16 protein-coding genes and 2 tRNA genes are annotated in these 21,072 nt (G+C 54.8%); 17 read left to right on the top strand and 1 reads right to left on the bottom strand.

Translation table 11 applies throughout. The annotated features are described in order from the left end of the window. Positions 1 to 3: 3 nt before the first annotated feature. On the bottom strand, positions 4 to 330 hold the full coding sequence (locus tag BB497_02320) for a ribosome assembly protein YhbY (GenBank protein AVI61619.1): 327 nt from the start codon (positions 328 to 330) through the stop codon (positions 4 to 6). A gap of 114 nt (positions 331 to 444) precedes the next feature. On the opposite strand from BB497_02320, the gene BB497_02315 reads away from it, so the two are divergent. The 17 genes from BB497_02315 (at position 445) to BB497_02235 (ending at position 20,962) form a co-directional block, all read left to right on the top strand. After that, the gene (locus tag BB497_02315; protein AVI61618.1) at positions 445 to 1,092 is read left to right on the top strand and encodes a 23S rRNA methyltransferase; all 648 of its coding nucleotides are present in this window, start codon (positions 445 to 447) and stop codon (positions 1,090 to 1,092) included. 313 nt (positions 1,093 to 1,405) lie between these two features. Beyond that, a complete protein-coding gene (gene hflB / locus BB497_02310) occupies positions 1,406 to 3,403 on the top strand; it encodes an ATP-dependent metalloprotease (protein AVI61617.1) in 1,998 nt (665 codons plus the stop codon). A 410-nt stretch (positions 3,404 to 3,813) separates the two neighbouring features. Continuing rightward, a complete protein-coding gene (locus BB497_02305; GenBank protein AVI61616.1) occupies positions 3,814 to 5,457 on the top strand; it encodes an ABC transporter substrate-binding protein in 1,644 nt (547 codons plus the stop codon). Positions 5,458 to 5,551: 94 nt separating this feature from the next. Next, positions 5,552 to 6,532, top strand: a complete 981-nt coding sequence (locus tag BB497_02300; protein AVI61615.1) for a peptide ABC transporter permease — start codon at positions 5,552 to 5,554, stop codon at positions 6,530 to 6,532. Then, positions 6,529 to 8,265, top strand: a complete 1,737-nt coding sequence (locus BB497_02295; GenBank protein AVI61614.1) for an ABC transporter permease — start codon at positions 6,529 to 6,531, stop codon at positions 8,263 to 8,265. Before BB497_02300 ends, BB497_02295 begins: the two co-directional genes overlap by 4 nt. Beyond that, entirely contained in the window at positions 8,262 to 10,595 is a 2,334-nt protein-coding gene (locus tag BB497_02290) for a glutathione ABC transporter ATP-binding protein (protein AVI61613.1), read from the top strand. Before BB497_02295 ends, BB497_02290 begins: the two co-directional genes overlap by 4 nt. Positions 10,596 to 10,725: 130 nt before the next feature. Next, positions 10,726 to 11,643, top strand: a complete 918-nt coding sequence (locus BB497_02285) for a dihydropteroate synthase (GenBank protein ID AVI61612.1) — start codon at positions 10,726 to 10,728, stop codon at positions 11,641 to 11,643. Next, positions 11,640 to 12,989 carry a phosphoglucosamine mutase gene (locus BB497_02280; GenBank protein ID AVI61611.1) on the top strand — a complete coding sequence of 450 codons (1,350 nt, stop codon included), beginning with the start codon at positions 11,640 to 11,642 and terminating at the stop codon, positions 12,987 to 12,989. Before BB497_02285 ends, BB497_02280 begins: the two co-directional genes overlap by 4 nt. 93 nt (positions 12,990 to 13,082) lie before the next feature. Continuing rightward, the gene (locus BB497_02275) at positions 13,083 to 13,832 is read left to right on the top strand and encodes a triose-phosphate isomerase (protein ID AVI61610.1); all 750 of its coding nucleotides are present in this window, start codon (positions 13,083 to 13,085) and stop codon (positions 13,830 to 13,832) included. Between the two features lie 4 nt (positions 13,833 to 13,836). After that, entirely contained in the window at positions 13,837 to 14,196 is a 360-nt protein-coding gene (locus BB497_02270) for a preprotein translocase subunit SecG (GenBank protein ID AVI61609.1), read from the top strand. A 34-nt stretch (positions 14,197 to 14,230) separates the two neighbouring features. Further along, positions 14,231 to 14,317, top strand: a tRNA-Leu gene (locus tag BB497_02265). 165 nt (positions 14,318 to 14,482) lie between these two features. Continuing rightward, positions 14,483 to 14,559 (top strand) — tRNA-Met (locus tag BB497_02260). 353 nt (positions 14,560 to 14,912) lie between these two features. After that, on the top strand, positions 14,913 to 15,374 hold the full coding sequence (locus tag BB497_02255) for a ribosome maturation factor RimP (GenBank protein ID AVI61608.1): 462 nt from the start codon (positions 14,913 to 14,915) through the stop codon (positions 15,372 to 15,374). A gap of 70 nt (positions 15,375 to 15,444) precedes the next feature. Next, positions 15,445 to 16,959 (top strand): transcription termination/antitermination protein NusA, encoded by a 1,515-nt coding sequence (nusA, locus tag BB497_02250; GenBank protein AVI61607.1) that lies wholly within the window; start codon positions 15,445 to 15,447, stop codon positions 16,957 to 16,959. Between the two features lie 27 nt (positions 16,960 to 16,986). Further along, positions 16,987 to 19,575, top strand: coding sequence for a translation initiation factor IF-2 (locus BB497_02245; protein AVI61606.1), 2,589 nt, complete (start codon positions 16,987 to 16,989; stop codon positions 19,573 to 19,575). A 17-nt stretch (positions 19,576 to 19,592) separates the two neighbouring features. After that, positions 19,593 to 20,039: a ribosome-binding factor A gene (locus BB497_02240; GenBank protein ID AVI61605.1), complete on the top strand. Its 447-nt coding sequence runs from the start codon at positions 19,593 to 19,595 to the stop codon at positions 20,037 to 20,039. Then, on the top strand, positions 20,039 to 20,962 hold the full coding sequence (locus tag BB497_02235) for a tRNA pseudouridine(55) synthase TruB (GenBank protein AVI61604.1): 924 nt from the start codon (positions 20,039 to 20,041) through the stop codon (positions 20,960 to 20,962). Before BB497_02240 ends, BB497_02235 begins: the two co-directional genes overlap by 1 nt. Positions 20,963 to 21,072: the final 110 nt, after the last annotated feature.

The raw sequence follows: 21,072 nt of genomic DNA, 5'->3' as shown, positions 1-21,072 counted from the left end.
GCGCTAGTGCCGACCGTGGTGGCTCTCAAAGCGCACAACGTTAGAGAGCTTCGGGTTGGCCTTTGGGTTGCGGCGATAAAGTAGCGCCATTTTACCGATGGTTTGCACCAGTTCGGCCTTACTGTTGGCCAGTAGCTCGTTGACCATTGCGGCGCGGTCGTCGCGCTCGGGCAGGGCAAGCTTCACTTTAATCAGCTCGTGATCATTGAGCGCGCGGCTGAGTTCTGCGAGCAGGTTTTCGGAGACGCCGTTCTCAGAAACGGTGACCACCGGGTTCAGGTGGTGGCCAATGCTACGAAATGCTTTCTTTTGTGCCTGTGACAAGCTCATGGTATCTTGCGGTATCCCGGTTAGCGCTTAACGTTCCATCTTACGGTGAAATGCCGCTAAGTGAAAGCAATCGCGTAAATGCGCCCATCTCTTATATCAGTGTTAGATTCCCACATGCAGCAAAAGCCCCCAAGTCGTAAACATTCAGTGAGCAAGACCAGCAATAACTGGAAGAAGGAACATTTTGACGACCAGTACGTTAAACAGAGCTGGCAAGACGGCTATCGCTCGCGGGCGAGTTATAAGCTGCTGGAGATGGATGAAAAGGATAAGCTTTTTCGTGCCGGCATGACGGTGATTGATTTAGGGGCAGCACCTGGCGGGTGGAGTCAAATAGCCGCAGAGAAGGTGGGGCCTGAAGGTGTGGTCATCGCCTCTGATATACTGGAGATGGATGCCCTCGCGGGGGTTGACTTCATTCAGGGTGATTTTACCGAAGAGCGCGTGCTAAACGCGATCCTTGAGCGTTTAGGAAATCGCCCAGTAGACCTTGTTATGTCAGACATGGCCCCCAATATGAGCGGTATGGCAGCAATTGACCAGCCTCAAGCTATGTATCTGGTAGAATTGGCTTTAGAGCTTGCCCGGGAAACGTTACCCCCTGGGGGGCGTTTTTTGGCTAAGGTGTTTCAAGGCGAAGGATTTGACGCTTACTTGAAGGCGTTGCGCGGTAGTTTTAATCGGGTGGTAACACGTAAGCCTGATGCCTCCCGGGCGCGCTCCCGTGAAGTCTATTTTCTGGCGGAAGGGTTTCGTGGCTAGTTGTAGCTAGCTGCGGGCTGCTGATAGCGCGCTATGGGTGTCGTACTGTTTTTTGACCAGCTGCATGCTGTGTTAGGCACAGTTAACCGGCAGCTAGGCAGCTCAATAGACCTGATTCACCGTAATAGCTAAGTTTTATCGCCGCAATTGCCAGACAGGCAAGCGGAACATGTGTCACATTAGGCATCTTGGACGAGCGTGACACAGATGGCCCAAAGCCATATGCGCTTTGGCAATGGTTGAACGTTAAGCTCTAGTGTAAGGTCTGAGTATTAGCGGTTAACTGACGGATTCTTGTAATGAGGGTAGCCCCTTGAATGATATGGCGAAGAACCTGATTCTGTGGTTGGTCATCGCGGCCGTTCTACTGACAGTGTTCAACAATTTCAGTACGGAAAGTGCACCGCAAGCCACTAACTACTCTCAGTTTGTGCAGCAGGTGCAAAATCAGCAGGTGCGTAGTGTCACTATTGATGGCTATACCATCACGGGTGAGCGCACGGATGGTACACAGTTCCAAACCATTCGCCCTGCGGCAGAAGATCCTAAGCTGATGGACGATCTGTTGAGCAACAACGTAACGGTTGTCGGTAAAGAGCCCGAGCAGCAAAGCATTTGGGTGCGCCTGCTGATCGCCAGCTTCCCGATTCTGTTGATTCTAGCCATCTTTATGTTCTTTATGCGCCAAATGCAGGGTGGCGCTGGGGGCGGTAAAGGCGGCCCGATGAGCTTTGGCAAATCGAAGGCAAAACTGCTCTCGCAAGACCAGATTAAAACTACCTTTGCTGATGTTGCAGGCTGTGATGAAGCGAAAGAAGAGGTCGAAGAGCTGGTCGACTTCCTACGCGATCCCACGAAGTTCCAGCGCTTGGGTGGCACTATCCCCCGCGGCGTGTTGATGGTTGGCCCGCCGGGTACCGGTAAAACGCTGCTGGCTAAGTCTATTGCCGGCGAAGCGAAAGTGCCATTCTTCTCTATTTCGGGTTCTGACTTTGTTGAGATGTTCGTGGGTGTGGGTGCGTCCCGTGTACGCGACATGTTCGAACAGGCCAAAAAGCAGGCGCCCTGCATTATCTTTATCGATGAGATCGATGCCGTTGGCCGTTCACGCGGTACTGGGATGGGCGGCGGTAATGATGAGCGCGAGCAGACCCTTAACCAGCTATTGGTTGAGATGGACGGTTTCGAGGCGAACGAAGGCATCATTGTTATTGCGGCCACTAACCGTCCTGACGTACTTGACCCCGCGTTAATGCGCCCAGGTCGCTTTGACCGCCAGGTAACGGTTGGTTTGCCCGATATTCGTGGCCGTGAGCACATTTTGGGCGTTCACCTGCGCAAAGTGCCGTTGGCCGACGACGTTAAGCCGCAATTGATCGCCCGTGGTACCCCGGGTTTCTCCGGTGCTGACTTAGCCAACTTGGTTAACGAGGCGGCACTATTTGCTGCTCGTCGTAACAAGCGCTTAGTGGCTATGGAAGAGCTGGAGCTTGCTAAAGATAAGATCATGATGGGCGCCGAGCGCAAATCCATGGTGATGACCGATAAAGAGAAGCTCAATACGGCCTACCATGAGTCGGGTCACGCCATTATCGGTTTGGTCATGCCTGAGCACGATCCGGTCTATAAGGTAACTATCATTCCGCGTGGCCGTGCGCTGGGCGTGACAATGTTCTTGCCGGAAGAAGACCGCTACAGCCTCTCGCGTCAGCAGATCCTCAGTCAAATCTGCTCGCTGTTTGGTGGCCGTATCGCCGAAGAGATGACGTTAGGCCCCAATGGTGTGACTACGGGCGCCTCGAACGACATCAAGCGTGCAACCGAGCTTGCTCACAATATGGTGGCGAAGTGGGGGCTTTCGGATGCAATGGGCCCGATCATGTACGACGAGGATGAGTCTCACCAGTTCCTCGGCGGCCCTGGTCAAGGCGGCAAGCTAAAGTCTGGCGAAACGACCACGCGTCTTGATAAAGAAGTCCGCAAGATTATTGACGAGTGCTACGAGCAAGCGCGGCAGATTCTGAACGACAACCGCGACAAGCTGGACGCCATGGCTGAAGCGCTGATGAAGTTTGAAACCATTGATGCCACGCAGCTGAAAGACATCATGGAAGGTCGCGACCCGCGTCCACCGGAAGGCTGGGACGATGGTGATTCATCTGGTGGCGGTATGCCCGTCAATGATGACAAGCCAGAAGCCAGTGCTGAAGAGCCGGTAGACGGCACGCCATCCCAGGATGATGGTGAAGAAGATGACGACGAACCTCGTCGCCGCCCTTCAGATCCGTTAGGTGGTCCTGCTGGGTCGTAAAAACATTCTCTAAATTGTTCGGCCTGAACAGGGCGATTAAGACTGCTGACGAGCCCCACTTTTGGTGGGGCTTTGTCGTTTAAGGTGCTTATTTTGGTGCAATCACTGTGGAGTGCAGTTTATTTGTCATAGCGCACTAAGGGTCGATCTAGGCGGGTAAGAGTGCTTTGACTCTGCTGTGCAGGATCAAAGCACTGGCAAAAGTGCCAGCATTTTGTAAGCAATCTGAGGCGCCTCTATAGGCGCCTTACTTGTCTTTGGGTTTCTCTACGAAATGGAAGTATGGGTAGGAACAGCATAAAAAGTGTTTAAAGGGAGAATTTGACAGTTTAACGTATGTTTATTAGGTTGGTTTAGTAACTAAAAAAACTAATTTTAAATTGCCTGGGCAATGTCCTTAGGGAGATAAAATGCATAATATAAATAAAAAGCGACTAATCGGCGCTTTGGGGGTGCCGAGTGCTTCAGTACCATTACTGGCGGCGCTTACATTGGGTTTTGGCGCTTTTGCTATACAAGCTCAAGCTCAAGAGCCTATACCGTCGATTACACTTACTACAACGACGGAATCTTATGACCCTATTCGCTATGAAGCAGCATTTATTGTTGCTGAGCGTTGGAGGGAGCTGGGGTTGGATGTCACAGTAGCGCCCACAGAATTTAGTACCGCTCTAGAACGCTTCTACGATCAGCAAGATTTTGACGCAACGATTCTTGGTTGGAGTGGTCGCACAGATCGCTTGGATCCGCAATTTTTCCTGAGCACATTGGACTCTCGTCAGTCTTCGCCAGGTGGCAATAACCCTGGTGGTTATAATAACCCTGAGTTTGACGCGCTGTTTGACCAGCAATCGCAAGCCTTCGACCCAGAAGAGCGTCAGCAACTGGTCATGGAGATGCAGGAACTCTATAAACCCGATGCGCCGTTGATCGTGCTTTTCTTCCGCGATGAGGTGGTGGCCTACAACCATGATGCCTTCGAAGGTTTTGAGCCGATGGCCGGCGAGGGACTGTACAGCGAATGGGGGCCGATGGAAGCTGTCCCAGTAGGCGAGCGCAGCACCCTGCGTATCGGTGGGCCACAGGAGCCAGACAACCTTAACCCACTGGCATCCACCTCGGTATGGGGCTGGAAATGGATGCGCCTCTACTATGATCGTTTAGTGCGTCTGTCCGCTGATGTAGAGCCACTCCCTTGGGCGGCTGAGAAGGTAGAGCAAGTTGACGACACCACGATTGAGGTGACACTTCGGGAAGGCATGACGTTTCACGATGGCGAGTCAGTAACGGCCAGTGACGTTGCCTTTACCTGGAACTACTACCTTGACCAGGATTACAGCTACTTCAACTCCTACCTAGCAGCGCTGGAGCGGGCAGAGATGGTCGATGAGCTGACGGTGCACTTCCACCTAAAAGAGCCATCCGCTTCCTTTGCGAGCATTTCTTTATCACAGATTCCTATTCTGCCCGAGCATATCTGGTCTGAAATAGAGGATGCGTCCACACTGAGCCCCAGCGAGACACCAACAGTTGGCTCTGGCCCCTTCCAGTTCGAGCGCTTTGATCGGGGGGAGTTCATGGCCATCAGTAAGTTCGATGATCACTTCTATGCTGATAACATCGACGTTGATGGGGTGGAGTTTATCATCTACGCCGATATGGAGGGTGTCTACACCGGCTTGCAGACTGGCGAGATCGATGTGACTGCTTGGCGCATGGAACCTGGCCAGATCAGCTTGGCTGAAAGCCAGGATCATCTTACCGTGGTCAATGTGCCTGACTTTGGCTACTTCCACTTAACCTTCAACTTGCGTCGCGAACCGTTTGACGACCGTGCCATGCGCCGTGCTTTGACCATGGCGAGTGATCGTGAGCGCATGGTCAATGTGCTGCTCGATGGCCGTGGTGAGGTTGGGTCTAGCGTGATTGCGCCGGTTAACACCTTCTGGCATGACGCCTTTATCGAACGCTTTGAGTTTGATATGGAAGCGGCGCGTGCCGAGCTGGAAGAGGCTGGTTACTCCTGGGACGAGGATGGTCGCCTGCTGCGCTAAGCGCGTCGGGTACATCCTTCCTTAATATAGGTGCCACCACCCTGCACACCCACAAGGCTGTGCAGGGTGAACGGCCGTTCACAGCGAGTCCGTCATGTCATCACGTAGCAGTTATCTGATACGCCGTGTTCTGCATGGTTTTATGGCGCTGTTTATCATCGCCACGTTGCTATTCTTTCTCTTTCGCTTAGGGTTGCCGGATCCCACAGCAGCGCTGATTACTGAGGGGCTAAACCCCGAGGAGCGCGAACGCATCCGTGCCAGTTTTGGCCTTGATCGACCAATCTGGGAGCAATACTTTATCTACTTAGCCAATATTGTGCAGGGCGATTTTGGCTACTCCTTCCACTACCGTGCCCCTGTTGCGGATATCATCTGGGAGCGGTTAGGGAACACCATGGTGCTGATGCTGCCCGCCATTGTGCTTGCTTATGCTGTTGGCGCGCCGTTAGGGGCCTGGCTTTCATGGCGGCGGGGCAGTCGTGTAGACACCAGCGGTATCTTTGTCGGCTTGATGTTCCGTTCGGCACCAATGTTTTGGACAGGGATGATCGCTATCCTGGTATTTGGCATTGGGCTTGGTTGGTTACCCACCAGCGGCATGCGAACACTCCCCTACGAAGCCTCGGGCTTTTTTGACAAAATATTCACCCTCGACTTTTTGCATCACCTGATCCTGCCTGCGCTAGTGGTAGCTCTCTACTATCTGGGGTCGCCGTTACTGATCATGCGTAACACCATGTTGGAAGTTTATGGCGAAGATTTTATCGAAATGGCGCGCGCTAAAGGTTTGCCAGAACGCCGCATTCTCTATGCTCACGCTGCTCGTAATGCGTTGTTGCCAGTGGTCACCCAGTTAGCTGTGACAATTGGCTTGGCGGCGGGCGGTCAAGTGGTTGTCGAGGTAGTCTTCTCTTGGCCCGGATTGGGGCGGGAAATTCTCAATTCAGTGCGCACCTCTGATTTCCCGCTTGCCCAAGCCAGTTTCCTAGTGATGGCCGCTTTCGTGGTCACTCTTAATCTGTTGGTCGACATTCTTTACACCATGTTGGATCCAAGGGTGAGCTTCAAATGAACCGATCTCGATTTCTGAAAAGTGCTCAGGAGCCTGTAAAGGCTGTTCTGGGCGATCGGCTGGCGCTCGTGGGTCTCTTCGTGCTGCTGTCGATTATCGCTATGGCGTTGTTTGCGCCGTTTCTATCCACCCATGAGCCGCTGGCTGTTAACGAGCGCGAGGAGGGCTCGCTGTTCTTGCGTAGCGACGACGGTGACCAAGTACATTGGGTGGCATCTTCACCGCTCGGCGAAGTCACCCTTAATGCTGCCGACTACCGCGATGGGCTAGGAATGGCAGTAGGCCGCGACGGTGTGGTGTGGCGCTATGCGGGTGGTGATTGGTCGCCTCTCGATACACCTATCACCACGACGCTGAACGCCGTCAATATTCGTGAAGACGGTGCAACCCTGGTGGCTGGGGCTCAAGGTACGGTGGCGCTGTGGAGTCCAGATGACAGCTGGCAAACTTTTGAGATGCCCGATCCGCTAAGTGTCAATGGCATCGCTTGGCGCGACGACGACACAGCACTGTTGGTGGGCGGTGGAGAAACGGTCTGGCTATTGAGCTTGGACAGCGGAGAGGTGACATCGCTGGTGAGCCCCGTGGGTCGTGGCTTCGAGCTCAATGCGGTGGCGCTGGACACAGACGGAAGCGCCTGGCTGGTCGGTGACCGTGGTATAGCGCTCCGCCTTGACCCCCAGGACGATAGCCTGAGCTTGGAGCGGTTGCCCGGCAATCGTGAACTCAATCATATCCATATTGCGGATAGCGGGGCGGGGCTGATTGTTGGCGAGCGGGGAACCGTGCTGGTACGTGAGGATGCCCAGGCTCGTTGGCAGAGCCAGAGTGCTCCGGACTCCCGCGCCATGCGCGCTGGTTGGATAACCGATGAGGGCCATGCGTTCGCGGTGGGGCGGAGTGGTATTGTCTTCGAGCGTGAGCCAGGAGGCGAATGGCAGCTGGTGCCCAGTGACGAAGAGCGCCACTTAAGGGCGTTAATGGTCACCGAAGATAGCTTCTTTGCTATCGGCTCCGATCGGTTTGTGAATCGCTTGGCACCGCCGAGCGGTGAGCACTGGTTTGGTACCGATCACCTGGGTCGCGACCTGTTCAGTCAGAATGTTCACGGTTCTCAAATTGCCCTGCTGGTAGGCTTTCTTGGCGCCTCCCTGGTGGTATTGATAGGTGCCAATGTGGGACTGGTGGCAGGATACTTCCGTGGCCGCACCGAGACCGTGCTGATGCGCACGGTAGATGTGATGTATGGCATTCCCTTTGAGCCTTTTGCGCTGATTCTGGTGCTGCTGTTTGAGCCCAGTCTCTTTATTGTGATTTTGGCGGTATCGCTACTGACCTGGCGAACCGTTGCGCGGCTGATTCGCTCTCAGGTCCTGAGCCTGCGTGAACGACCGTTCGTTAAAGCCGCACGTGTGGCAGGGGCGTCCGATTTGCGCATTATGTATCTGCATATCTTCCCTAACGTTATGCCGCTGGTATTCCTTGAATTGGCAATTATTGTCGGGGTGTCGATCATTGCGGAAGCCACGCTATCCTTCTTGGGATTAGGCCCCCCCCAATCGATCTCTTGGGGTGGGATTTTGCACAATGCTCGCCTATCCGGCGCCTGGCGCGAGGCGTGGTGGTGGAATCTACCACCGGGCCTGCTAATTATGATCACAGTGCTCTCAGTGTTTTTCATCTCTCGCTCACTTGAGTTAGTCGCCAATCCACGTTTGAGGGCACGTCGATGACCACTAAACCGCTATTAACCATCGATGACTTAGCCATTCACTACCAGACAGGGGCTGGGCCAGTGCAGGCCGTCGATGGTGTGAGCTTTGATTTGGCACCTGGCGAAGCCTTGGGGCTGGTGGGTGAGTCGGGGTGCGGTAAAACTACTGCCGCCAAGGCGATGCTGCGCCTGTTACCACCTAATGGCCTAGTGCCAAAGGGGCGCATTGATTTTGCTGGCCGAGACCTGTTGAACCTCGACCCTGAAGCCATGCGCAAGGTGCGCTGGGATGAGATTGCCTGGATCTCTCAGGCCGCTATGAATGCCCTGGATCCGGTCTATACCGTGGGTGACCAAATTCTTGAGGCGATGAGTGCGCACCGCAAGATTAACCGCAAAGAAGCCTGGGCTCATGCCGAGCAGTTATTTCGTGATGTCGGGATTGACCCTGGGCGGCTGTCTGCCTATCCACACGAAATGAGTGGTGGTATGAAGCAGCGTGCCGTGATCGCCATGGCGCTAGCGCTGGATCCTCAGCTGATAGTGGCGGATGAGCCAACGACGGCGCTGGACGTGGTGACTCAAGCGCAGATTTTATCTCGCTTGACGAAGCTGCGTCGTGAGCGCGGTTTGGCGCTGATCTTTATTACCCACGACATCTCTGTGGTCGTTCAGACCTGTGACCGGGTGGCGGTCATGTATGGTGGTCACATCATGGAGACTGGGCCGGTGCGTGAAGTCTTTGCGTCGCCCTTTCACCCTTACACCATGGGCCTGACCAATGCCTTCCCAACCCTGGAGGGCGCTCAGAAGGAGCTGATCTCGATTCCGGGCAGTCCGCCTGACTTGCTCAATCCACCCTCGGGCTGTCGTTTTGCCGAGCGCTGTCCGTTTGCTACTCAACGCTGCAGCGAGGAAACCCCCGCATTAACATACGTGGGAGAGGGGCGGCAGGCTGCTTGCCATTATCCTGAGCAGGCGGCGGAATTTCGCCAGCAGGCGGCCAGGAATGACACTTGGCAGATTGCTGGTGAGCGTCTCGGTGAACAGGTGCAGGGCGCGGGGAGTCTTGAGCGACGGATTAGCGATACACCGCTACTTGAAGTGGAGGGGCTTAAGAAATACTTCCCCGTGGAGCAGGGCTTTTTTGAAGGCTTTGGCCGCAAGCGCCAGGAGCGCAAGGTGCACGCTGTTGATGATATCGACTTTGAGCTGCGTGAAGGCGAAATCCTCGGTTTAGCGGGAGAGTCTGGGTCAGGCAAGACGACCACGGGTGAAATGTTGGTTCGCCTCCAGGATGTTACCGCGGGCGAAATTCGTTTTGACGGCCAGAACATCGCGGCACTCAAAGGCGCGGATCTTAAGGCTTTCCGACGCAGTGCCCAGATGATCTTTCAGGATCCGTATCAAACGCTCAACCCGCGTTTTACGATCTACGATATTGTTGCAGAGCCGCTGATCATTCATAAGCTGGCCGAGGGTGAAGAGCTAGAGCAGCGGGTGGTTGAGTCTTTGGAGCGCGCGGGCCTAAAGCCAGCCAGTGCTTATCAGGAGCGTTTTCCCCACGAACTTTCTGGCGGGCAGCGGCAGCGTGTCGCCATTGCGCGGGGCATCGTGCTTGAGCCGCGCTTTATGGTGGCTGATGAACCGGTGTCTATGCTGGATGTATCAATTCGCGCCGGGGTGCTTAACCTGATGCGGCGTTTCCGCAATGAGTTAGGGATATCATTTGTCTACGTTAGCCATGATTTGCCGACAATTCGCTATGTGGCGGATCGAACGGCGATCATGTATCTCGGTGAAATCGTTGAAGTCGGCCCTACTGATACTTTGATTCGAGAGCGCAAACATCCTTATACGCAGCTTTTGTTGGATGCTAGCCCCGAACCCGACCCCGCCGTATTCAAAGCGCCATTAGAAAGTGCTGGTGAGATTCCAAGTGCCGTGGAGCCTCCAAATGGTTGCCACTTTCATACGCGCTGTCCGAAGGCGATGGCATGCTGTGGCTGGGAGGGGCGTGATGTGGCAACTGCTATGAGTGAATGGCGAATTCGAGGAGGTGAGCTTCACAAGCTAGCCGGGGTTAGCGTGACTGGATTATCGGCTCAGCTAGCACTAGCCGAAAATGTCAGTGAAACGGCCGCACGCAAAGAGCTTCAAGAGGTGCTTTCTGCGAAGCATGCCTCTCTTTGGGAGGCTGCGCGAATCAATGTGCAAGGCAAGTGCCTGCTTGTGCAGTTTGACGCTCAGCCATCGCCAAGGCGGCGGTTAATCGCCAGGGAGCATGAGGTGGCCTGTTATCTTTATGATTCGACTCAAGAGGTAGCATCACTTCCAGAAGAGAAATAGTGGCTACAAGTAATATAACTGCACCAGTAGCTTATCTAATGTCATCGGGTAAGGCGTCCCATTATGGGGCGCCTTTTTGTTATGCTGTGGTCATCACGCAGCAATGTTCTCTTTTTAATCAGGCCGCCGCATGAAATCGACAGTTGACTCTTCATCATCTTTACAGGCAGCGGACAGCGCCTTTCACTTGCGCTGTGGGCGCCACTTGCTAGATCTCTCGTTTCCCCGAGTAATGGGTATTCTCAATGTGACTCCTGATTCGTTTTCCGATGGGGGGCAGCACGTCGCCCTGGACGATGCGCTACGCCATGCGGAGCGCATGCTCGCCGAAGGGGCGGTGATGATTGATGTGGGGGGCGAGTCAACGCGCCCAGGTGCGCCAGCTGTCTCTGAGCAAGAAGAGCTAGATCGTGTGTCCCCTGTTGTGGAAGCGCTGGTGCGAGAGTTGGACGCGTTGGTGTCGATCGATACCAGCAGTCCAGCGGTCATGCGCCAAGCCAGCGCGCTCGGTGCGGGTATGATTAATGATGTGCGCGCGTTAGAGCGAGAAGGTGCGCTGGCTGCTGCTATCGGTAGTGGCCTGCCGGTCTGCTTAATGCACCGTCAGGGCGAGCCGCAGAATATGCAGCAGTCACCCCGCTATGAGCAGCCGGTTGAAAGTGCGGTAGTGGCCTATTTGGCAGAGCGCGTTGCGGCCTGCGAAGCTGCAGGGTTGCGCCGTAACCGGTTGCTGCTCGATCCCGGCTTTGGCTTCGGTAAAACCGTTGAACATAATCTACGCTTGCTCAAATATATGGATGCGTTACAGGCGTTAGAGCTGCCACTGTTGGTCGGTATGTCGCGCAAAAGCATGATTGGTAAAGTGCTGGGTCGCCCGGTAGAAGAGCGTTTGGCAGGTGGTCTTGCGCTAACCGCTATGGCGGTCGAGCGGGGGGCTAATATCGTACGCGTTCACGATGTAGGCCCAACGGTGGATGCCGTTAATATGGCGTGGGCAGTGTTGCAAGAGGGTTGCGAGCCGCCGCTAAACAAGGAGTTTGATGCATGACACGACGTTATTTTGGCACAGACGGTATTCGTGGCACCGTTGGGCAGGCGCCGATTACCGCTGATTTTATGCTCAAACTGGGCTGGGCGGCGGGTCAAGTGCTGCGCCGTGAAAAGGGGTCTACCCGGGTGCTGATTGGGAAAGATACGCGCATCTCAGGCTATATGTTTGAGTCTGCGCTTGAGGCAGGGCTTTCTGCTGCAGGCGTCGATGTTTCGCTTTTGGGGCCTATGCCCACGCCGGGGATCGCCTACTTAACTCGCACCTTCCGTGCGGATGCCGGTATTGTTATTTCCGCGTCCCATAATCCCTTTGATGATAACGGCATTAAGTTCTTTTCGGCGGAGGGTAAAAAGCTACCCGATGAGATAGAAGATCGCATTGAAACAATGCTGGATGCACCGTTAACCACGGCAGCGGCGGCTTCGCTGGGAAAAGCAACGCGGATTGATGATGCCGCGGGGCGCTACATTGAGTTTTGTAAGTCTACCTTGCCGGATCGCTTAAGCCTGCACGGACTGAAAGTGGTGCTCGACTGCGCCCATGGCGCGACGTATCACATTGCGCCCAATGTGTTCCGTGAGCTGGGTGCGGAGGTGAGTGTCATCGGGGCCTCCCCTAACGGGCTAAATATTAATCAGCAAGTAGGCTCCACCCACCCCGCAGCGCTGCGGGCAGCGGTTATTCAGCAGGGGGCGGATTTAGGCATTGCCTTTGATGGGGATGGCGACCGCTTGCTGTTGGTCGATGCTGATGGCCGCGAAGTCGATGGCGACGATATTCTTTATCTGATTGCCCGGGACCGTCACGAGCGAGGGCTGCTGGAAGGCGGCGTGGTGGGAACGCTCATGAGCAATTTTGGCCTTGCCATGGCACTGGAAAAGCTGGGTATCCCCTTTGCCCGGGCCAAGGTCGGTGATCGCTTCGTGATGGAGATGATGGCTGAGAATGGGTGGGAGCTTGGCGGCGAGTCCTCGGGGCATATTGTTTGCGGGCATGTGCAGTCCACGGGGGATGGGATTGTTTCTGCTCTTCAGGTGTTAGCGCTGATGATGCGTGAACAAAAAACCTTACCCGTGCTGCTAAAAGGTTTGGAAAAAGTGCCGCAGTCGCTGGTGAATGTTAGGCTGCCAAAGGGTGCTAGTGCCAAAGAAGTAATGGCGTCAGAGCCTTTGCAGCACGCCGTAGCGACGCTTGAAAAAGAGTTGGGTGACCAGGGGCGTGTGCTGCTCAGGCCTTCGGGCACCGAGCCGCTTATTCGCGTGATGGTGGAAGGTCGTGCCCATCTGGATGTGGATAAGCTGGCCAGCCACCTAGCCAATCAGGTGCAGGCGCTGCTGAGTTAAGCTGTACAACAAACCGCGCTATGCCTGTAACAGCGGTTGTCTTGACAAGGCTGCTCCTATACCATTTCGCTCCACCTTGAGTGAGGATAGTCAATGCGCACGCCATTAATTGCCGGTAACTGGAAAATGAACGGTTCGACGGCGTTGATTCAAGCGTTTGGAGACGCTTTCGCGGCAGCAACACTGTCTGCAGATATCGACGTTGTTATCATACCGCCATTTCCGTATTTGGATGCGGCCCGTCATGCGTTCAAAAACACGCCGCTGCAATTAGGGGCGCAAACGCTCAACCCCCAGCACTCAGGGGCGCATACGGGTGAAATTAGCGGCCGAATGCTGAAAGAGTTTGAGGTTGGCTATGTGCTGGTCGGCCACTCTGAGCGTCGCAAGCTCTATCGTGAAACCGATGAGCAGGTGTTTGACCGCTTGGTAGCCGCCTTGGATGTCGGCCTGACGCCTATTCTCTGCGTTGGCGAAACCCTGGAAGAGCGTGATGCGGGCAGTACGATGGATGTTGTGCTTCGCCAAGTCGGTCACGTGATGGCCCGTTTGGAACCCGCTCAGCGCCTTCATGTCGTGATTGCCTATGAGCCCGTATGGGCAATTGGTACCGGGCGCACCGCTACTCCTGAGCAGGCCCAAGAGGTGATGGCGGGTATTCGCGCCTACCAGGCTGGTTTTGATGCCTCGCTTGCCGAGCAGCTTAAGCTGCTATACGGCGGCAGCATGAACGCAAGTAATGCGGCTGAGCTACTCGCGCAGCCGGATATCGACGGTGGTTTAGTGGGCGGTGCCTCGCTCAAAACCAACGATTTCTACGCCATTTGTCAGTCAGCAGGATAACGCCATGCAAGTTGCAATTCTTATGGTTCACGTGGTGATTGCGATCGCCCTGGTTGTACTCATCCTGCTTCAGCAGGGTAAAGGTGCCGAAGCGGGGGCCGCCTTTGGTGGCGGTGCATCGCAAACCGTTTTTGGTTCGCGGGGAAGCGGTAATTTCTTATCCCGTACGACCGCTGTGCTAGCGGCAGGTTTTTTCGTAACCTCGATGACGCTCGCTTACTTTGCGACCCAGGCGAGCCAATCCCCGGAAGCAGGTATCCCCGACTCTCGCCTCATTGAGCAGCAGCGTAGTCTTCCAACGCTTGACGACGGCCCTGCAAGTATGGATAATACCGCGCCAGTGCTAGAGGAAAGCAGCGAGTAACGTCTTGATGTCGCTTTCTTTAGCCTCCCCTGATGCCGAAGTGGTGGAATTGGTAGACACGCTATCTTGAGGGGGTAGTGACCGTATGGTCGTGCGGGTTCAAGTCCCGCCTTCGGCACCATCTGTTTTGCTGGCTTGTCAGCTTCCCAGAGTTTTTGCCTAAGACGCTTTTGTAAAAGAAAGCAGGGGTTGGCACCTGAGACAAAAATTGTACTTGAAGCAAGTTCTTGAAAATGAGTTCTTGACGTAAGTGGTTCAAGTGTCTATTATTGTCGACCTAGATTGATGCGGGGTGGAGCAGTCTGGTAGCTCGTCGGGCTCATAACCCGAAGGTCATCGGTTCAAATCCGGTCCCCGCTACCATCTTCTAGTAATATGTTTTATCCCAGTTGCGGTCATTAATGAGTAACTGAGATGGTGAGAGAGTCAGCTTAACGACATCCGCCGCATGTTGCTAAAGTGGTATTACAGGTTTCTTTCAAAAAGCCCCTTCCTGTGAAGGGGCTTTTTGTTAATAGCTTTTTGTTAATAGCTTTTTGTTAATAGCTTTTTGTTAATAGCTTTTTGTTAAAGCTTTTTGCGAGCCAAGCGTGTCTCAAGAGCGGATGTCCTCCGAGTAGCCAGAGACACATTTCCGGGTAACGCCAATCAGTCGCCTAGCTTCTCTTATCTCTCCTGGCCAGGTGCCTGATGCAACGGCTATAGGAGCTTTGTCTGTGGCCACAAAACACGCTGCGCTTCACGCGCTGATCGAACCTGTCGTTGCCGCCATGGGCTTTGAGCTATGGGGTATCGACCATATTTCCCAGGGTAAGCACTCGCGGCTAGTCATTTATATTGAGCGCGAAAGCGGTGTCAGCGTGCAAGACTGCGCTGATATTAGTCGCCAAGTTAGTGCCGTCATGGATGTAGAAGACCCCATTCCTGGTGAATACCGGTTGGAAGTTTCTTCCCCCGGCATGGCACGCCCCTTGTATACCCTGGATCACTTCATCCGTTATCAAGGCCACCAGGTCGCGCTTAAGCTACGCGTTGCTTTTGATGGACGGCGTAAGTATCAAGGGCTTCTCGCCGGTGTTGATGGTGATGAAGTGCTGCTACAGCTGGATGGAGAAGAGTACTGCTTCCCCATCGAAAGCATCGATTCTGCGCAGGTTGTCCCGCAGTTCGACGATTAAACGAGTGGCGGCATCCGGCAGGTAGCCGGGGTGATGCACAAAAGGACAGGTTTTCTGGCGAGGCATACGCATGAGTAAAGAAATTTTAATGGTCGTGGACGCGATCTCGAATGAAAAAGGCGTTCCCCGCGATGTTATCTTTGAAGCGGTAGAAGCCGCGTTGGCAAGCGCATCACGTAAGCGCTTTGATCAGGAAGAAGCCAACGTGCGGGTACACATTGACCGGCGTACGGGGGATTACGATACCTTCCGCACCTGGACCGTTGTCGAAGATGACGAATTTGAAACGCCAGATTACGAAATCAAAGAGACTATCGCTGAGCAGCGCGATCCGCCGCTAAAGCTAGGCGATATTGTCGAGCATAAAATTGAAAACGCCGCGTTTGGTCGTATTGCTGCGCAAACTGCCAAGCAGGTCATTGTGCAAAAAGTGCGCGAGGCCGAACGTGCTGAAGTCGTACGTCAATACGCGGATCGTGAAGGTGAGCTGGTTGCCGGTATCGTCAAAAAGACCACCCGCGATGGCCTGATTATCGACCTGGGCGAAAACGCCGAAGCCTTCTTGCCCCGCAACGAAATGATTCACGGTGAACGCTACCGCATGAACGAGCGAGTGCGTGCGCTGTTGGTGAAGGTTGATCCAGAGGCTCGCGGCGCTCAGCTTCAGCTGTCGCGCACCAGCCCAGACTTCATTATTGAGCTATTCAAAATTGAAGTGCCGGAAATAGCTGAGCAGCTGATCGAAATTAAAGGCGCGGCCCGGGACCCGGGTTCGCGTGCCAAAATTGCCGTGAAAACCAACGACCGTCGCATCGACCCGGTCGGTGCCTGCGTGGGTATGCGCGGTTCACGCGTTCAAGCGGTCTCTTCGGAGCTGCAAAACGAGCGTGTGGATATCGTGCTGTGGGACGATAACCCGGCGCAGTTGGTGATTAACGCCATGGCGCCTGCGGATGTGGCGTCTATCCTAGTTGACGAAGATGCCCATGCAATGGACGTTGCCGTCGCTCAGGACAATCTCGCTCAGGCCATTGGCCGTAGCGGGCAGAACGTACGTTTGGCCTCTGAGCTGACCGGCTGGCGCATCAATGTGATGACCGAAGACGAAGCCGAGTCTAAGCGTGAGCAGGAAATCGATAGTTTGGTGGACTCCTTCGTTCAGCACTTAGAAGTGGACGAAGATGTTGCCCGCCTGTTGGTAGAAGAAGGGTTTACCACCCTAGAAGAAGTTGCTTACGTGCCGCTTGAAGAAATGCTGGAAATCGAAGAGTTCGATGAAGCATTGGTAGAAGAGCTGCGTGCACGCGCGAAAGACGAGCTGCTGACGATGGCCATTGCCTCGGAAGAAGCCCTAGACGGTGCCCAGCCAGCAAATGACCTGCTGGAAATGGACGGCATGGAGCGCCACCTGGCCTTCATTCTGGCTAGCCGAGGCATTGTCACCATGGAAGATCTCGCCGAGCAGTCTGTCGACGATCTGGTCGATATCGAGGAGTTGGACGAAGCGCGCGCAGCGGCACTGATCATGACTGCCCGTGCGCCCTGGTTTGAAGACGATAACGCATCGGATTCGAACACACAGTAAACAGGTCACGGGCTGAGGAGGGTCACTATGTCAGATATGACAGTTAAAGATTTTGCAGTAAAGGTGGGCCGTGATGTGCCCCGCCTATTGGAACAGATGAAAGAAGCCGGCTTACAGCACGCTTCAGAAGGCGATGCTGTATCTGAAGAAGATAAGCAAAAATTGCTTAGCTTTTTGAAGAAAAGCCACGGTGGCAGTGAAGTTGATGCAAGCAAAAACCGCATTACGCTGACCCGTAAAACCCGCAGCCGCATTAAAACCGGCGAGCGCGGCAAGACCATTGAAGTGCAGGTACGTAAGAAAAAAACTTACGTTAAAAGCGCTGAAAGTGAGAAGCCGAAAGCTGCTGAGCCTAGCTACACTGGCCCACGCCAGCTAGTAGGCGACATGGCGGAAGCCGAAGCAGAGCGCAAGGTTTCTGATGCGCGTGAAGCAGAGGAAAAAGCCGCCGCACAGAAAGCCCGTGCTGCACAGGTAGCTGAAGCGACTGCGCGCAGTAATAAAGAAGCGGAAGCCGCGCGTAGTCAAAAAGAGATTGATTCAAGACCTAGAACAGCCAAAGCGCCGGCGACACCTGATGTTGCGGTGCCGAATCTTGAAATCGACGATACGCCGTCACCCGATGATATGCCGCCTGCGCCGCCGAAAGAGGGTCGCACCGACCGTCGTACCGCACCGCCCAAAAAAGCAGCTGCGAAGAAGAAAGGTCGTGACGACGCAGATGACCGTGGCGATCGCGAAGAGCGCAAACGTGGCGGTGCCGGTAAGAAAGTAAAACGTGCCGAACAGCGTCGCGGTGGCCGTCGTGGTGGCAACCAGACGGGCAACGGTAAGCATGCGTTCCAGAAGCCGACCCAGCCGATTGTGCGTGAAGTCTCAATCCCTGAGTCGATCAGCGTTGCTGAGCTTGCCGACAAAATGTCGATCAAGGCCAACGAAGTCATCAAAGCCATGTTCAACATGGGCGCTGCGGTGACCATCAACCAGACGATTGACCAGGATACAGCGGCCATCGTTGTGGAAGAGATGGGCCACAAAGTCAAGATGGTGAAAGATGACGCGCTGGAAACGGAAATGCTCGAAGGCATCTCCTACGAAGGCGAAGAGATCACCCGCTCACCGGTGGTGACCGTTATGGGTCACGTTGACCACGGTAAAACCTCGCTACTGGATTACATCCGTAAAGCCAAAGTAGCTACTGGCGAAGCGGGCGGTATTACCCAGCACATCGGTGCTTACCATGTCGAGGATGAGCACGGTGGCGTGACCTTCCTGGATACCCCAGGCCACGCAGCGTTTACCGCCATGCGTGCCCGCGGTGCCAAGGCAACTGACGTGGTAATCCTGGTGGTGGCCGCCGATGACGGCGTGATGCCCCAAACCATTGAAGCCATCGAGCACTCCAAAGCTGCTGAAGTTCCCATGGTCGTTGCGGTGAACAAAGTAGATAAGGTCGGTGCCGACTTCGACCGCATTCGTAATGAGCTCTCGCAACACGGCGTGATTTCAGAAGAGTGGGGCGGTGATACCCAGTTTGTTCACGTGTCTGCTAAGACAGGTGAAGGCATGGAAGAGCTGCTGGAAGCGATCCAGCTGGCCTCCGAAGTGCTTGAGCTTAAGGCCGTGCCTTCCGCGCCGGGTAAGGGCGTTGTAGTTGAATCTCGTCTTGATAAAGGGCGTGGTCCAGTGGCTACCGTACTGGTTCAAAACGGTACGCTGAAAAAGGGCGATATCGTCCTGGCTGGCCTGCACTACGGCCGTGTGCGTGCGTTAACCAACGAACTTGCCCAGCAAGTTGATGCGGTTGGCCCCGCCATGCCGGTAGAGATTCAAGGCTTGGGCGGTACGCCGGATGCCGGTGATGACTTCATGGTTGTCGCCGACGAGAAGAAAGCTCGTGAAGTCGCTAACTTCCGTCAAGGCAAATACCGCGAAGTGCGCCTGGCACGTCAGCAGAAGGCCAAGCTGGAGAACATGTTTAGCCAGATGGGCCAAGATGAAGTGGCCAAGGTCAACATCGTCCTCAAGGCTGACGTTCAAGGCTCGCTGGAAGCTATCAAAGGCGCCCTGGAAGAGCTCTCCACCGGTGAAGTTGAAGTGGCCGTGGTCTCCTCGGGTGTTGGTGGTATTACCGGCACTGATGCCAACTTGGCGCTTGCCTCTGAGGCTATCGTGGTTGGCTTTAACGTCCGTGCCGACGCGGCTGCCCGCGAGATCATCGAACGTGAAGGTCTGGATCTGCGCTACTACAGCGTCATCTACCAGCTGATCGACGAAGTCAAACAGGCGATGAGCGGTATGCTCGCACCTGAATGGAAAGAAGAGATCGTGGGTGTTGCTGAAGTACGCGACGTCTTCCGCGCGCCGAAGATTGGTGCCATCGCCGGTTGTATGGTCATCGAAGGCAGCGTGCATCGTAATAAGAAGATTCGCGTACTGCGCGATGACGTCGTGATTTACGAAGGCGAACTCGAATCGCTGCGCCGCTTCAAAGATGATGTGCAAGAAGTGCGCAACGGCATGGAGTGTGGCATCGGCGTGAAGAACTACAACGATGTCCAGGTCGGCGACAAGATCGAAGTCTTTGACCAAGTGAAGGTCGAGCGCAGCCTCTAAGGCCGCGAGGAGCAATCATGCGCGAATTTAAGCGTACCGACCGAGTAGCCGACCAGCTCCAAAAGGAGCTGGCGGTACTTATTCAACGCGAAGTAAAAGACCCGCGCTTAGGCATGATTACGGTGAGCGGCGCGACCGTCAGCCGTGACCTGGGTTACGCCGATATCTATGTCACCCTATTGGGCGAACAAGATCCCGAGCGTATCAAAGAGAACCTGCAGGTACTGAAACGTGCCGCTGGTTTTCTAAGAAGCCAAATTGCCAAGCGTATCAAGCTACGCCACGTACCCGAACTACGCTTTCACTATGATGAAAGTGTCTTCCGTGGCCAGCACCTCTCATCGCTGATTGCCGAAGCGGTCTCTACCGACCGTGCCCGCCAGCAGGATGAAGAGGGCGAAAGCGACAACGGCAGTGGTGATAGCAATAATGGTGATAGCAACAATGGTGAGGAGACGCGCTAATGGCACGTCGCCGTCGCGGATTACCGGTCAATGGCGTTTTGCTGCTGGATAAGCCCAAGGGCATTTCCAGCAATCACGCGCTACAGCGGGTGCGTCGTCTGTTTGAGGCGCAGAAAGCCGGGCATACCGGCACGCTGGACCCTATGGCAACGGGCTTGTTGCCCATTTGTCTGGGGGAGGCCACTAAGTTTTCCGCGCACCTGCTGGAGGCCGACAAGATGTATCGCACCCGAGTTGAACTCGGGGTGATCACCGACACCGGCGATGCCGAAGGCACAGTCATCGAACGGCGCGAGGTGCCAAGCCGCCTCACCGAGCAGGATGTTGAAGCGGTCTTGACGCGTTTTCGCGGCGAGATTGAGCAAGTCCCGCCGATGTACTCGGCCCTAAAGCATCAGGGTAAAAAGCTTTACGAGTTGGCCCGAGAGGGCAAGCACGTAGAGCGTGCAGCGCGGCGGGTAAGCGTGTATGATGCGCGGCTGCTTGAGTTTGAGGGCACGGCCTTCGAGCTTGAGGTCAGCTGTAGCAAAGGCACCTATATTCGCACCTTGGCCGAAGATATTGGCCAAGCGTTGGGCTGCGGCGCCCATATTAGTCAGCTGAGAAGGCTCAAAACAGGGCCGTTTACCAGCGACGCGATGTGGACGTTGGAAAGCCTTGAAGCGCTGGCAAGCCAAGCCAGCCGTGAGGCTGAGCTGATGCCTGTTGATGTGCTGGTGGATCATTTGCCTTCGCTAAACGTGGATGAAACGGCCTACGGGTGTCTTGCCCATGGCCAGTCCGCTCATTTAGCGATCGAGGCACTTGCGCCCGATGCGCTGGCAAGACTTTATTACGCCGAGACGTTTATCGGCCTTGGTGTTGTAAAAAGTGCCCAGGAAGTGGCGCCTAAGCGGCTGTTAAGTACCGTCGCTATCTCGTAAACAGCGTTGCAAGGAAGCAGCCGTTTGCGCGAAAATAGTAGTTAGAAACCGTGGTTAAAAACTGCGGTTAGAAACTAGCGGTTAAAAGATCGCTAGTAGAAAGAAGAGAG

It is taken from the genome of Halomonas sp. GFAJ-1 (genome assembly GCA_002966495.1).
Lineage (GTDB): Bacteria > Pseudomonadota > Gammaproteobacteria > Pseudomonadales > Halomonadaceae > Vreelandella.
This window is presented reverse-complemented; position numbering and strand designations above follow the sequence as displayed.

Excerpts from the sequence above, each read along its gene's own strand:
- BB497_02235 (AVI61604.1), top strand. The coding sequence starts at position 20,039 with ATGGCACGTCGCCGTCGCGGATTACCGGTCAATGGCGTTTTGCTGCTG.
- BB497_02290 (AVI61613.1), top strand. The coding sequence starts at position 8,262 with ATGACCACTAAACCGCTATTAACCATCGATGACTTAGCCATTCACTAC.
- nusA (AVI61607.1), top strand. The coding sequence starts at position 15,445 with ATGAGTAAAGAAATTTTAATGGTCGTGGACGCGATCTCGAATGAAAAA.
- BB497_02280 (AVI61611.1), top strand. The coding sequence starts at position 11,640 with ATGACACGACGTTATTTTGGCACAGACGGTATTCGTGGCACCGTTGGG.
- BB497_02245 (AVI61606.1), top strand. The coding sequence starts at position 16,987 with ATGTCAGATATGACAGTTAAAGATTTTGCAGTAAAGGTGGGCCGTGAT.
- BB497_02305 (AVI61616.1), top strand. The coding sequence starts at position 3,814 with ATGCATAATATAAATAAAAAGCGACTAATCGGCGCTTTGGGGGTGCCG.
- BB497_02270 (AVI61609.1), top strand. The coding sequence starts at position 13,837 with ATGCAAGTTGCAATTCTTATGGTTCACGTGGTGATTGCGATCGCCCTG.
- BB497_02285 (AVI61612.1), top strand. The coding sequence starts at position 10,726 with ATGAAATCGACAGTTGACTCTTCATCATCTTTACAGGCAGCGGACAGC.
- BB497_02320 (AVI61619.1), bottom strand. The coding sequence starts at position 330 with ATGAGCTTGTCACAGGCACAAAAGAAAGCATTTCGTAGCATTGGCCAC.
- BB497_02295 (AVI61614.1), top strand. The coding sequence starts at position 6,529 with ATGAACCGATCTCGATTTCTGAAAAGTGCTCAGGAGCCTGTAAAGGCT.
- BB497_02240 (AVI61605.1), top strand. The coding sequence starts at position 19,593 with ATGCGCGAATTTAAGCGTACCGACCGAGTAGCCGACCAGCTCCAAAAG.
- BB497_02300 (AVI61615.1), top strand. The coding sequence starts at position 5,552 with ATGTCATCACGTAGCAGTTATCTGATACGCCGTGTTCTGCATGGTTTT.
- BB497_02275 (AVI61610.1), top strand. The coding sequence starts at position 13,083 with ATGCGCACGCCATTAATTGCCGGTAACTGGAAAATGAACGGTTCGACG.
- BB497_02315 (AVI61618.1), top strand. The coding sequence starts at position 445 with ATGCAGCAAAAGCCCCCAAGTCGTAAACATTCAGTGAGCAAGACCAGC.